This window comes from Oryzicola mucosus, assembly GCF_014534685.1.
Classification (GTDB): Bacteria; Pseudomonadota; Alphaproteobacteria; order Rhizobiales; family Rhizobiaceae; genus Oryzicola; species Oryzicola mucosus.
In genome coordinates, this window is the sequence record NZ_JACVVX010000015.1 from 17,955 (window position 1) to 29,713 (window position 11,759).

Annotated in this window: 18 protein-coding genes and 2 pseudogenes; 15 read left to right on the forward strand and 5 right to left on the reverse strand. The window is 57.6% G+C overall.

The window, feature by feature from the left end; all coding sequences use genetic code 11:
* The first annotated feature begins 115 nt into the window (after positions 1 to 115).
* On the forward strand, positions 116 to 688 hold the full coding sequence (locus tag ICI42_RS22845) for a hypothetical protein (protein ID WP_188166917.1): 573 nt from the start codon (positions 116 to 118) through the stop codon (positions 686 to 688).
* Positions 689 to 827: 139 nt separating this feature from the next.
* On the opposite strand, the gene ICI42_RS22850 is transcribed toward ICI42_RS22845, so the two are convergent.
* A complete protein-coding gene (locus ICI42_RS22850; RefSeq protein ID WP_188166918.1) occupies positions 828 to 1,445 on the reverse strand; it encodes a tyrosine-type recombinase/integrase in 618 nt (205 codons plus the stop codon).
* Between the two features lie 143 nt (positions 1,446 to 1,588).
* Here ICI42_RS22850 and ICI42_RS22855 point away from each other — a divergent pair.
* Positions 1,589 to 1,798, forward strand: a pseudogene (locus tag ICI42_RS22855) (electron transfer flavoprotein subunit alpha/FixB family protein); the annotation flags it as partial.
* An 83-nt stretch (positions 1,799 to 1,881) separates the two neighbouring features.
* Here the strand turns inward: ICI42_RS22855 and ICI42_RS22860 are convergent.
* Positions 1,882 to 4,575 carry an ATP-binding protein gene (locus ICI42_RS22860; protein ID WP_188166919.1) on the reverse strand — a complete coding sequence of 898 codons (2,694 nt, stop codon included), beginning with the start codon at positions 4,573 to 4,575 and terminating at the stop codon, positions 1,882 to 1,884.
* 421 nt (positions 4,576 to 4,996) lie between these two features.
* Between ICI42_RS22860 and ICI42_RS22865 the strand changes: the two genes are divergently transcribed.
* Entirely contained in the window at positions 4,997 to 5,434 is a 438-nt protein-coding gene (locus ICI42_RS22865; RefSeq protein WP_188166920.1) for a GNAT family N-acetyltransferase, read from the forward strand.
* 103 nt (positions 5,435 to 5,537) lie between these two features.
* On the opposite strand, the gene ICI42_RS24060 is transcribed toward ICI42_RS22865, so the two are convergent.
* The gene (locus ICI42_RS24060) at positions 5,538 to 5,666 is read right to left on the reverse strand and encodes a hypothetical protein (protein WP_269140814.1); all 129 of its coding nucleotides are present in this window, start codon (positions 5,664 to 5,666) and stop codon (positions 5,538 to 5,540) included.
* A gap of 315 nt (positions 5,667 to 5,981) precedes the next feature.
* Between ICI42_RS24060 and ICI42_RS22870 the strand changes: the two genes are divergently transcribed.
* From ICI42_RS22870 to ICI42_RS22880, 3 genes are all read left to right on the forward strand, one after another.
* Positions 5,982 to 6,245, forward strand: a complete 264-nt coding sequence (locus tag ICI42_RS22870; RefSeq protein ID WP_188166921.1) for a hypothetical protein — start codon at positions 5,982 to 5,984, stop codon at positions 6,243 to 6,245.
* A 377-nt stretch (positions 6,246 to 6,622) separates the two neighbouring features.
* Positions 6,623 to 6,853 (forward strand): hypothetical protein, encoded by a 231-nt coding sequence (locus ICI42_RS22875; protein WP_188166922.1) that lies wholly within the window; start codon positions 6,623 to 6,625, stop codon positions 6,851 to 6,853.
* Positions 6,854 to 7,015: 162 nt separating this feature from the next.
* Positions 7,016 to 7,276 (forward strand): hypothetical protein, encoded by a 261-nt coding sequence (locus tag ICI42_RS22880; RefSeq protein ID WP_188166923.1) that lies wholly within the window; start codon positions 7,016 to 7,018, stop codon positions 7,274 to 7,276.
* A gap of 440 nt (positions 7,277 to 7,716) precedes the next feature.
* Here ICI42_RS22880 and ICI42_RS22885 read toward each other — a convergent pair whose 3' ends face one another.
* A complete protein-coding gene (locus ICI42_RS22885; RefSeq protein WP_188166924.1) occupies positions 7,717 to 8,079 on the reverse strand; it encodes a hypothetical protein in 363 nt (120 codons plus the stop codon).
* A gap of 261 nt (positions 8,080 to 8,340) precedes the next feature.
* On the opposite strand from ICI42_RS22885, the gene ICI42_RS22890 reads away from it, so the two are divergent.
* The 5 genes from ICI42_RS22890 to ICI42_RS22905 all read left to right on the forward strand — a co-directional run bounded on the left by ICI42_RS22890 (position 8,341) and on the right by ICI42_RS22905 (position 10,215).
* Positions 8,341 to 8,787, forward strand: coding sequence for a MucR family transcriptional regulator (locus tag ICI42_RS22890; RefSeq protein ID WP_188166925.1), 447 nt, complete (start codon positions 8,341 to 8,343; stop codon positions 8,785 to 8,787).
* 237 nt (positions 8,788 to 9,024) lie between these two features.
* A complete protein-coding gene (locus tag ICI42_RS22895; protein WP_188166926.1) occupies positions 9,025 to 9,288 on the forward strand; it encodes an NUDIX hydrolase in 264 nt (87 codons plus the stop codon).
* A 63-nt stretch (positions 9,289 to 9,351) separates the two neighbouring features.
* Positions 9,352 to 9,477 carry a hypothetical protein gene (locus ICI42_RS24065; protein WP_269140815.1) on the forward strand — a complete coding sequence of 42 codons (126 nt, stop codon included), beginning with the start codon at positions 9,352 to 9,354 and terminating at the stop codon, positions 9,475 to 9,477.
* On the forward strand, positions 9,474 to 9,899 hold the full coding sequence (locus ICI42_RS22900; RefSeq protein ID WP_188166927.1) for a thermonuclease family protein: 426 nt from the start codon (positions 9,474 to 9,476) through the stop codon (positions 9,897 to 9,899). The genes ICI42_RS24065 and ICI42_RS22900 overlap by 4 nt, the downstream gene beginning before the upstream one ends.
* An 82-nt stretch (positions 9,900 to 9,981) precedes the next feature.
* Positions 9,982 to 10,215 (forward strand): DUF982 domain-containing protein, encoded by a 234-nt coding sequence (locus ICI42_RS22905; RefSeq protein WP_188166928.1) that lies wholly within the window; start codon positions 9,982 to 9,984, stop codon positions 10,213 to 10,215.
* On the opposite strand, the gene ICI42_RS22910 is transcribed toward ICI42_RS22905, so the two are convergent.
* Positions 10,216 to 10,461: a hypothetical protein gene (locus ICI42_RS22910; RefSeq protein WP_188166929.1), complete on the reverse strand. Its 246-nt coding sequence runs from the start codon at positions 10,459 to 10,461 to the stop codon at positions 10,216 to 10,218.
* A gap of 129 nt (positions 10,462 to 10,590) precedes the next feature.
* Here ICI42_RS22910 and ICI42_RS22915 point away from each other — a divergent pair, with 129 nt between their 5' ends.
* The 4 genes and pseudogenes from ICI42_RS22915 to ICI42_RS22930 form a co-directional block, all read left to right on the forward strand.
* Positions 10,591 to 10,818, forward strand: coding sequence for a hypothetical protein (locus ICI42_RS22915; RefSeq protein ID WP_188166930.1), 228 nt, complete (start codon positions 10,591 to 10,593; stop codon positions 10,816 to 10,818).
* Positions 10,815 to 11,129 (forward strand): hypothetical protein, encoded by a 315-nt coding sequence (locus ICI42_RS22920; RefSeq protein ID WP_188166931.1) that lies wholly within the window; start codon positions 10,815 to 10,817, stop codon positions 11,127 to 11,129. Before ICI42_RS22915 ends, ICI42_RS22920 begins: the two co-directional genes overlap by 4 nt.
* Positions 11,126 to 11,299 carry a hypothetical protein gene (locus ICI42_RS22925; RefSeq protein ID WP_188166932.1) on the forward strand — a complete coding sequence of 58 codons (174 nt, stop codon included), beginning with the start codon at positions 11,126 to 11,128 and terminating at the stop codon, positions 11,297 to 11,299. Before ICI42_RS22920 ends, ICI42_RS22925 begins: the two co-directional genes overlap by 4 nt.
* A gap of 12 nt (positions 11,300 to 11,311) precedes the next feature.
* A pseudogene (locus ICI42_RS22930) lies at positions 11,312 to 11,759 on the forward strand (SOS response-associated peptidase); the annotation flags it as partial.

Sequence of the window (11,759 nt, forward strand, 5' to 3'; positions counted from 1 at the left end):
TATTTGACGGACGTAGCTGCCATTGCGCCTTAGCGCAGCCTGAGCCAATGATGTACCCGCAAGCTCAGAGGACCAGCTTAGCTACGCTGGATCGAGGTGAAAAAGGCGGGGCGTGATGCAGGAGAACCTTAGGTCATACATGCGCCTCGTCGAGAAACGCTCGCGCGAGCACAATCAAGCGTTCGGAATGCTTTATGCCCAGGGCCTCTACGGTGCCTGCGCCGCGATCATCCGTCAGGAAATTGATAACCTCATGCGGGTCGATTACTTGGCTTTCTCTGTCCCCCTCACTGATCGTGATAAACTGTGCGGGGATGCCCTATCGGGTGCACGCTGGCAGCGACGCACCGAAAAGGGGAAACGTACGGACATCCGCGATGTCGAATTTCACACTTACGCCAAAGACAATCACTCGTGGGTATCCTTGGCATACGAATACAGTTCGAAGTTCATCCACCTCACGATTTTTTGGGATTACGGGGTGTCTGATCCGCTGGTGACGATGCCCGCGAAGGACCGATTGGATCTCGCCTCATACCTCAGCAGCTACCATGGCTTTGCAGGGCATGATTTGAAGATGAATGATCTTTTCGAGTATCTTCCCGAGGTTTTCGAAAAAATCCGTAGCAACATCGAATGTTACGTCGATCAGAAAGACGGTCTGCTTCTGCAACCTCTATCTTCCTGAGGCGCAGCCAGTCTTCTGCTTCGCCCTACTACCGTATATCTGCGCGAAGACGGTGGAAATTCGATAGTCGCGTCTTTCCATCGCATGACCGCTGTTGACGCGAGGGAGACCACCGGCGGCTGCCGATGGTCATTTGCCCTTATAGCTCGATCTGCTCAGCGATCCGGAGCGCGTCATCTACCTCGACGCCAAGGTATCGGACGGTACTTTCGAGCTTTGAATGACCAAGCAGAATCTGGACAGCCCGGAGATTGCCCGTCTTCTTGTATATCTGCGCCGCCTTCGTCCGCCTTAACGAGTGCGTGCCGTAGGCGTTGGCTTCCAACCCGATGGAAACCACCCATCGATGCACGATCCGAGCGTACTGTCGTGTAGACAAATGCAGCGATGTTTTTCGGCGACTGGGAAACAGATAGCTACCACCATTTCTTCGAACGAACGGAAGCCAGGCGGCAAGCGCGTTCTTCGTCTGCTCAGTGACCTCAAATTGCACGGGCCGCTTCGTTTTCTTCTGGATGATGGTGGCGCGGTCCCGGATCGAGCTACCTGACCACAAGTCCTCGACCCGCAACCTAACTAGATCACAGGCGCGGAGCTTACTGTCGATGGCAAGATTGAAGAGCGCCAGTTCTCGGTGCGCTCCGCTCATTTCAAGCCGAACGCGGATTGACCACACGTTCTTCGGCTGAAGCGGCCGCTTTTGACCGACCAAAATTCCCTTATTCCAAGGACGTCGGGTACGCAGCACAGTGTCCATGACAAAGCCCCTCCCGCTCCTCCCACCTCGTCGCCCGTATTGGGAAAGTCGATGCTATCATGGTTATCGCTACTCGGCCCATTACGGACGAGGCTTTAGATTGGCATTCTTCACCGGGTTGACCCTGACAACTAAATGGAGTGAACGACTGGCAGGTCGGTCAAACCGGTAAGGTCGTCGCTCCCCAGCTTTACATCGCCTGCGGCATATCGTGCGCGATCCAGCACCTGGCCGGAATGAAAGATTCGAAGGTCATCGCCGCCATCAACAAGGGCGAGGAGGCACCGATCTTCCAGGTCGCCGACTACGGCCTCGTGGCCGATCTCTTCGACGTGCTTCCGGAGTTCAAGAAACTGGCCGGGGCTCGGAGACTACCCGTGCGGGCGGTAGGGCGTCACGCGCTCTGCACGTGTACTACTAGATTGCGACTAATCCCTTACTGAGCCATCCAGGACGTCCAGCGCTTGATTGCCGAGCCGTGACGCTCGCACGACCCCGTAGACCAGTTCAGGCCGTAGAGATCGGCAATGATGGCACCGAGCTCGCTGGCTGGAAGGCCGGGATATTCTATTTCGGCCAGACTGCTCTTAAAGGGCTCGATTTGCACGAGGGCCTGCCGCACAAGCATTGACGTCGGCATGTCGTCCTTCACATGATCTGCGATGCTTATCTCGCCATTCTGCTGAACGATCAGTCCAAGGGTGCTTGCAGCGAAGACCGCGTTGCGAAGACCTTGGCTCTCCGCTTCCTTCTTGGTTTTGCAGACACCGCCCCTGACCTGATCAACGAGTTCGATCACGCGCTCAGGCGGTGCGGCCGCCCGGAAAATATCGACTTCGCTGATGTTCGCCACTCGCTCGGCGGATTCCATGATGTCGAAAACGGGGTCGCCGAGAACGAAATGCATCCCGTTTTTCGACAGGAGACCGAAGTGCCAGCAATACGCCAGGATACGGCGATTGTACTGCTGCAACGTCTGCTCATCGATGGAAAGGAAGGCGTACTCCGGTGCGGACGCCGTGCAGATTTCCGCGAAGGTCGCCCCGCCCTGCGCGGCAATGAGCTCTCGGGCCTTGATGAAGATGCAATTGCTCAGCAGGAATTCGATGATCTTGGCCGTCGCCGCCGCCGAGTTCTCGAAAGCTCTTTCGAAATATTGCTCCAGACGGTTCGACCTGACGATACCCATGTTGACCAGGTCGCGGACGGCGTTGTCGGTCGTCGTGAGACTGAGATTCAAGCTCGCAGCGAAGTGCTCGTAGTCGAGCCGGTCCGCTCCGAGCACAGTTTTGAGAATGCCCCTAATTCGACGGACCGAGATCGTCGGGATGTATGTGTTCGGAAGCTGAGGCACCTCGTTATACAGGATGTAGTCCCGGAAAATGTCCCAGTAGAGGTTTAGCTTGCCACCTGTATTGATGACGAGCCGCTGGTTCACAAGCGACGCGACGTTGTCAGCACCGTACTTGTCCGCCGTAGCTCCGTATTCGACAGGAGAGTTCTGGGCAATGAACCGGATAGCCCGGGTCTGGGCCTGCGACAGTTCCTGGAGATCGTTGTTGAAGAGCGTCTCAAGGCTCGGGAGCGATCCCAACGGTCCCGGATCACGGCCGGCCTTGGCATCTTCGATATAATGGCGCACCAACTTTTTTAGGAGCCACGGGTAGCCCGCGTAGTTTTCGACGATGAACTTCGAAATGTTGTATTTCAGGGCCTGCTTCGACTCGCGTTGTGCAAGTACGATAAAACCATCCGCATCCTCGCGTGCGAACCTGTCGACCACGAAATCCTTTCGACGATCCGAAAGCGAGTGCCACAGGTGATATCCGGGATAATCGGAGCCGACGGTACCATCCGTTTTCCAGGAAAAGCCGATAGCGAAAGGCGCTCGCGCTTCATCCGCTGCCAGTGCCAAGTCTCGCATACGGCTGAATGCCGCGCTGAGCTCGGAGCGATGGATGATTTCCTCGAACTGATCGAAAATCAGGCAGACTACCGCGTTCTGCAACTGGGCCTGCGCCAGAAGTTCATGCACTGCCGGATCGTTGAACGGGTTCGTCTCGATCTTCGGAGTGCTGCGGAACAGCGGCCCGGGCGATATATACTGCTCGGCGGCCTGCAATGCCCGCAACATTGCCAGATCGGCGTAGTACGAAGTCTTCGCAGCTCGGCAATCGACCGGGAGAATAAAAATCTTATCCTTCCGTAGTTCGTCGGCAAGCTTCAGCGCGAGGCTGCTCTTCCCCCAACCAGACTGCCCCTTGATGCCGAAAAGCCTCGACGAGGTCTTACCTTTCCGGATGCGATCAAAGAAATCCCGTATCTCGTAAATCAGTCCCTCTCGACCCACGAAGTCTACAGGTCGCGATGGGCGATAATCGCTCCATTCTTCGCCGGGGATAACTTCGACGACGGGCTGTACATCTTTGCTTGGAGGACCTTCCACGTGCTTGTGGTCTAGCCAGCTCGCCTCGGGATACGGAAAATCCGTGTTGGCCAGTTCCGGCAAGTCTCTTGGTTTCATCGGAGACCCGTCACTAGCGCCCCAAGCCAGAAGACCCTTGAGTTCCCTGTTAGGTGTCCACATCGGGACGGCCCAAATCTCTCGTCCCTCCAACAAGCAAAGGAAAACCTCGGTAGCCCCATTGCTGCCCGGCAACGCCGGAGGTTCGAAACCCTTGGCGTCGACTAGAAGTGTCACCAGTTCATGCGGCGGGAAGAATTTGAAAACGTTCTTCCCAGCTTTTGCGTTGAATCTGTCCAGTCTCGCCTGAGCTTCCTTCCCGATTTCGGATATCGAAAAAATCCAGCCATGGTCGGCCTCTTCAAGACTGACATCACTGTGGAGTTTGTTAACCGCGTCGGTTTGGACAGTTTCCGTGCGCGCCTTGCATTCGACAATCGCGCTGTCGCCAGAAAGCCGGTTAAGGCATTTGAGGTCTATTTCGCTACCCGCATCACGAACACGCTCTTTGACAACGTAGCTCTGATAGGCGAGGAAACGCCCGACAAGCGATTCAAGAAGACGGCCTTTGACTTCCCGAAAGTCGGAGCGGCTCTTGTCTAGCGGGATGGCTATTTTGAACTTCGAATCGTGGTCCATGCTGCAACTGGAGAGGAGAAAATCCAAATGACGAGTCTTGAGTTACCACTTCCCAGCGAAAATAGACAGCTAACGTCTCGCTTTACTACTCTCAAAAGTATCTATCCGAAAGTTTCGACAGAAATACTCGACGGACCGGGGACGGGCAGACGGTAACTGATCCACCCGACCTCGTGACTTTCTACCGATGATGGTGGCGTCGGTCGCGGCATGAAGCTCTTCTTTGGAGACCCCATCTGCAAGTTCGACCAACCGTAGGCCACCTTCAACAACATCCAGCACGCCCAGATTCGTGATTATCCGCTTTACGAAGGAGATTTCCGACAAGGCACAATGACCGCAGTTGGCGCAAAGCGGAAGACGTCTGTCGCCCACGGGGACGAAAGACCTTCGACAAAATCATCATGGGGTCTAAATAATGGCCAGCCGACAAAGGTAGGTGAACCAAATGCAGATTAGACGCGCTGCTGCCGGCGCAGTAAGCGGCGTGCCGGCGGCTAGTAGCGACGAGGAGTTGCAACGCTTCCTTGATGAAGACCTGCTGTACGTAGCGTGTAATCAAGATGGTGCTGCCGTCGCTTTTTCCGGAGCGTATATTGCCGACGAGTTCCTCTATATCGCGGAGGTCGATGTCTTACCTGTTTGGCAGGGACAAGGTCTCGGGCGACGCCTTATTATGACCTTGCCCGATGATGGCCGCCAAAGACGACCTGCGGGTGCTACACTGACTACAGACCGTTGTGCATCCTTCAACGCACCATTCTATGAGAAGCTGGGCTTCCGCGTCCTTGAAGGTGATGCCGTTCCTCAGCACCTTAGGGGCAACCTCGCCCGGCAAGCTGCGAATGGGCTCGTCGTTGCGGTATTGTCACCGCTCTGGCCCTGATGGTGTCCGCTGATCCTTTGGCCCGATCAATGGCGCGATCACCAAGCACTCGCGGTCGCCGCCGCAGGTAAGCCAGCCTGCCGCTTGCTAACGAAGCGCACTGCTAATGGCCAATACTGACAATGACTGATATCAGCAGTTCCGCGATCAACTCGGCATCGGTGGCGTCGCCAAAGCGGGCATCCAGGACGAGCTCGTGCCAGCGCCGGACGGCCATCGGATTGAGGTTCACGCCCAGCGCCCAAATCCGGCGCCTGGCCTTGGGCTCTGGTCGCGGATGGAACCCATTTAAGCAGGAGAGGCAGACCGATGAACTGGGGCGCTGAGGACTTTGTAGCCGCCGCTGCAATATTGATCGCGGTCGGAGTGGGTGTTCTGCTGGTGAGCCGCACAATCCATTCGCAGCCGGCCCGTGGGCTCCTGATAGCGTACTCGTGATTGCTTCGCTGATGGTATGGGCTCACCTTGCCGTAGGCATTTTTTAAGTTCAGGAAAGCGATACGGCGAAGTGCCGCCGGCAACCAAACGCAGACTGGAAACTATCCTGATGACCGAACCGATCACGCCACAAGCGAAACTGCCGAAGCTGATCGTGGTGCAGGCCTTTGATCGCGACGATGAAGGCACGCTGTTCAGCGCATTCGGTCCTGAACAGCAGCAAACCGAGGACCGCGCCATACGAACCGCAAGGGCACTTGCAACCAAGCATGCCGGCGCCATCGCCTGGTGCCGAGAGGCAAACCCGGCGATTGGCGAATATGGCGAGCCGATGGTGCTGTTCACCGCCGGCGACATTCCGGACATGGAGTAAACGTGGAAGACCTGTATGGGGCGATCCAGTGACAGACGCTATCGTTAATAGCGTCATATTCCGGGCGTTAAAGATACAAGCAGCCGGCGGAACCGCTCTCGCGATGACGTTTGATGAACTCGTCGCCGTGTATAAGAGGCGCGACTTGCACAACCTTCCTTTGGAGTTGAAGGCCAACGGCGACCGCACATTCATGGGGCTGACCGTGGTCCTACCTGATCATCAAGTGCTAGCGTGATCGTAACAGACTCGTGAATGTCACGATGCGGGTTGTCCTTTGGGTCACTCATCAGGCACTCCCCTTCCGGTGGGAAGTCGCTTGCGCGGGTCAGCAAGACTGCTAACCTTCCTTGCTCATGTGCAGGGAGGATGGATCGATGTTTGCCAAAAACCAGCATATTGAAGATGCGCGGGCGTTGCGAGACATCTACGTTCTAGAGCGCCGGAAGAAAATTGCGGCCGCCCTCGACCGCCACCGGGCAAATGGCGAAGGGGGGCTTTTCGGTGGAGAAGTGAAAACATTCCAAGAGATTATTGAAGCATTGGATCGTGTCATCCGCGATGAAGGCGCTCTGCAACAGGCGGGCTATCCCGTCGATAATCTATAAGGGAACGCTTCGGCCTGAAAGTACGTGCCTTGAAGGTATGGCCATGATGGCCACACCTTAGAGTGTGCCTCACCGCGCGGGATTCTCACTGATGATGTCTTTTGTTAATGCACGGAATCATGGTCGACTTAAGAGGTTGGCTGGCGGGGGGAGACAACGTGCATGACACCCGATCAAGCTGACAAAGAACTTCAAAGCTATCGGTCATTACTCAGGCGTTGGAACATGGCAAACCTTGGTTTGAACAACGATTATGTGCCAAGTCTCGAACAGCAACTGGCGGACGCCGAGTCTACATTGAACGAAATTGCCATGTTGCATCCTAACCGAGCGGATGCTGTGGTCGTTCTGCTGAACGCACGGGCGCGGCGTTACAAATCGAGACCTTCGAACAATCCGCAGGGGCGACCACGGTCAAAATGAACTGTTGCAGCATGGCTGCGCGCGCAATTTTCGAAGCTCTGCACAGATCAGTTCTACGTCTTGGAGCGGCGATGAATTGTTGATCCCTGACAGCCCGAACCAACCTATTAGTCATTCCAGCATTCTCGTCGCCAGAAAAACACAAAGAGCTACCAAAGAGGGAGGAGCTTCATCACCGCGGATCAACGCAGGCGCCATCCTTCGGTTGCTTCAGCCCCAACGACGTGGTGAAGCCGGATTTCTTGTTCACGGCGTGATCAACGGTATCGTTCTGTTAGGAGCCGTCCACGCCCGGCTTGAAGCCAGCGAGGACACAGATCGCCCCGGCTCCGCCCTGGCATCACCTATGATGATAACGGAACCACCGCCCTTCTGCCGGTCCGATTCCTTGCCGTGGGCCTCGCCTTTCTTCTTGGCTTCGGCCTCGTTGGCGACGGTGATCAGCTGCCGGAGCTTGGTGTCGACGTCGGTGATGCCGGTGTCGACCTCGGCCTCGCACGTTCGCCCTTGGCGCGATCGAAGTAGGACAGCGTCACCTTGCTGTATTTCGGACGGCTGACGATGGGCGAGATCTCGGTATCGATGAGATTTTTAGCGAACGTGGCGCGGATTGGCGTCAACGGCCGGCCGGACGCCGCTATGCCTTCGTTGCGGGGTGATAGGAAAGCTCTGGCGCCAATGATCTTAGGCGTGCCGCCGACCTCGCGCGCTATCCGCTGCCCCCAAGAGACAAAACTCTCGTTCTGCATCAGCCAGTAATCGCGGTGGACATCGGCAAGGGAACCTAAAACCTGCACGTCCAACCCAGCCTTGGCACCCCATGCTTTCCAGGCGGAAAACAATATTGGCCGTAGCGATCAACAAAGAAACAATGGAGATCGTACGAAGAATATCGAACGTTCAGATTTCAAACGAAATTTCGTTTTCCCGGGGGTAACAGTCAGATTTCGAATTCTACACTTGTCGGATGACTGGCGACGGGCCATCAGACTGTTCGGGTAGAGCCTCGTCGTGAAATCGGGTCGCGGTAGGACTTTTCGTAACAGCCATCACAGGAAAAGCCAGTGCCTGAAAAAGTTGATCTAATTGAAATCACAGCGGAAATCGTCTCTTCCTACGTGTCCAAGAACCCGGTGCCGAGGGTTGAGCTGCCGGCCCTCATCGCAAGCGTCTACACTTCGTTCAAGGGCATCGAACGACCAGATGAGCAGACGAGGGCACCCGAGCCTCAAACGCCGGCCGTTCCCATCAAGAAATCGGTGACACCGGATTTCATCATCAGCCTCGAGGATGGGAGAAAGTTCAGATCACTGAAACGGCATTTGATGACCAGCTACGGCATGACGCCGGACGATTACCGCAAGAAGTGGAACCTGCCCGCGGACTATCCAATGGTGGCTCCCGGCTACGCCGAGGCGCGGTCTGCGCTCGCGAGGAAAACCGGGCTCGGCAGGAAGCCTCGCACAGCAGAGGTTGCCAAGCCGACTGCAAGCAGGAACAAATCGGCCTAGCGCCCTCCCTCGAAATCCACAGCGTCTAAACGCGTTCTGCTTTGCCAACAGCGGCGCTTGTGTCACCTTCGAAGGGCGGCGGAGCCCCAATTCCGCCTGGCCGGCGCAGCGCCCAAGCCCCCCAGCCTGTAACTGCGCCGGCCGCCAAAGCGTGCTGGACGATCGCCACCAGCACCGACACAACACCAAGTCTATTCGACTTGATCAATGTGGCCGACGACATGATCGCGACCAGCCATGCCAGACCCCGCGTACGAAGCCAAATACGGCCGTGGCCCGCATGTATCCGTTGACGTCTTCGTGGAGTGGTGCGGACAGGTGCTGCTGATCCGTCGGCAGGATGGCACGTGGGCGCTGGCCGGCGGCTTCGTTGATCCGGGAGAACAGCTCCTCAATGCTGCCATTCGCGAGCTGACCGAAGAGACCGCCATCAACGTGGCGCCAGTCGATCTGCGAGCCGCGTATCGTGGCCCGGCAGTGGTCTTCTCAGACCCGGCATAAGATCCCCGCAACCACATCATCACCCATGTGCATAGGTTCGAGTCGCCGGCTGGGTTGGATGTGATGGTCAGCGCCGCGGACGACACCAAGGAGGCGGCATGGTTCAGCGATTTTGATGGGCTGGACTTCTACGCCGATCACCGCCAGATCGTCACGGCGATGGGCTCCGGTGCGTCCGCGGCGTCATGAGAATCGTCAAAATCGGGCTGGGGGCCTTCATCCTTTCATGCCTGGAAATTCCCGGCTTTGCCTATGCGGAAAGCGTCCAGTTCCCGATCTGCGACAGCGGCAAGCGTGTCACTTGCGTTGTCGATGGTGACACGATTTGGCTGCGCGGCACCAAGATCCGGCTGGAGGCGATCGACACCCCCGAGATCGGCGGCGCCAGGTGCAAGGACGAGCTTGCGCGTGGCGTCCGCGCGCAAGGACGGCTGCAGGCTTTGCTTAACGCCGGCGACTTCGTGTTGATGCGTGCCGGCAACCGCGACCAGGACCGCTACGGCCGCAAGCTCCGCACGGTTATGATCAGCGGCGCCGACGTCACTGAGACGCTGATCAGTGAGGGCTTGGCGAAGCGCTGGACCGGCACAAAAGTCGCGTGGTGCGATTAATCGAAAACGCGCATGCTTATGGCCAAGCAACCTCGCAGGCCTTCGCGCATTGAGTCGCCCAGTTGAGTAAGGGTGCCTGAGTATGGATGACGGTTGGTTCGACGAGCCGGTCTCGGTGATGATCGAGGGCGCCAGCAAGATCAGGAATGTCTCGTCGGCAAGGGAGGCCGCGGAGTGCCTGCTCTTCCGTTGGCCCAGCACAGGCGGCAGAAGCCATCATGCCGCGCGCAAGGCCTGTCTGGCTGTCCTCGAAGGCCAGAAGAAATCGATTGTCGCGCGTCGGGCTTTCGCCAAGCCGAGGATGAAGGCGTCTTGATCAATCGTCCCGCCAGATAAACTTTCGCACCATCTTGATCTCGACCAGGCGGCGGAACTTCATCTTCACCCGGTCGCCCGGTGGCGGCAGGTCGAACTTGACCGTCATGTAATCCTTGCGGCCACATTGCGTGCAGCGCATGTGCCGCTCGACATCGAAGATTGAGACGTTCCCCAGCAGCTTCAACAGATCGCCTGCCAGGTAGTTTCTGCGCAGATTGCAGAGCCCACAGCTGATGTGCGCCACCTGTCCGATCTCATCCGCTTTAGGAGAGCATCTGGACGGGATAGCGACGATATGGGTACTGCTCCGGCATGAGAACGAAATAAGAACAAACGTCTTGCGGAGTCAATCTGACGCGTGCATGATTAGCACATGACAAGACCAGCTTTGCACAGCCACCGCGCCCCTTCGGCAGCGGACGACAACCTGTTGCCCGAAGAGCGCCTTGATGCCGCGATTGCGGCTGCCAGGGGCGATCTATGGGCGGCGGCCATGGCTCTGGCGATGGAGTTGGGCGAGACCAAAACAGAGCTTTTGCTGACGCGCGCCGCCGTCTCACACGGCTTCTCCCGCGGCTGGCATCACAGGAGGCGAGGATGAAACTGCTGCTTGATGTGAAAGGCGCGACAGAAGAGCAACTTGTGGCCGGCATGGCAGCGGCTGTCGAAGTTTTCAAAGCTGCGGACATGCGCCCGCTGACGGCAGCCGAAGGGTTTTTCGCCCTTGAGGCATGGGATGACGAGAGCTTTCCGGAAGAAGACACTTACGCGCTGACTGACGAAGACAGCGCAGCCGCCGCCGTCTGGCTTGCCGCCACCAAGGCTGCGCTGCTCGCCTGCTCGGTTGATGGCTCGGAACCGGAGGGGACGCTGGAACTGCTGATACCCGAAGACGACGAGCCCGATCTATGAGCGACGAACCCAACGCCCTCCCCCACTCGACGCCGGCCGGCTTGTATGAGCACTATTGCGAGCACGACGGCTGCGCGAGGTGGGGCAGCTTCGGTTTCGCCCGCGCCAAGGAGGCGCCACACTGGTTCTGTTTCGAGCACCGCGACGAGGGCGAACCGTGTCGGGCGTGAAGGGAGAGGCGTTTGTGTAATCTGTACAATGTCACGACCACACAGGAGGCTATCCGGCAACTGTCGAAGACGTTCCGCGACATCGCCGGCAACATCCAGCCTTCACTCGATCTCTACCCCCACCAGATGGGACCGATCGTCCGCAACGCGCTGGATGGCGTCCGCGAGCTTGCGCGCGTTCGGTGGGGACTTCCCAGCTCCAGCCAGGCCTTGTTCGAGGCAACGAAGAAGCGCGCGGACAAGCTGCGGGCCAAGGGCCGTGACGTAGATGATGCCGCGTTTCAGGAGCTTCTGAAGATGGAGCCGGACGGCGGCACGACCAATGTTCGCAACACCTCCTCCCGCCATTGGTCGCGCTGGCTTGGCATCGAAAATCGATGTGTCGTGCCGCTTACCAGCTTTGCCGAGCCCAATCCCAGCGCCAAGGTTGAGGGTGGGCGAACACCGAACGCCTGGTTCG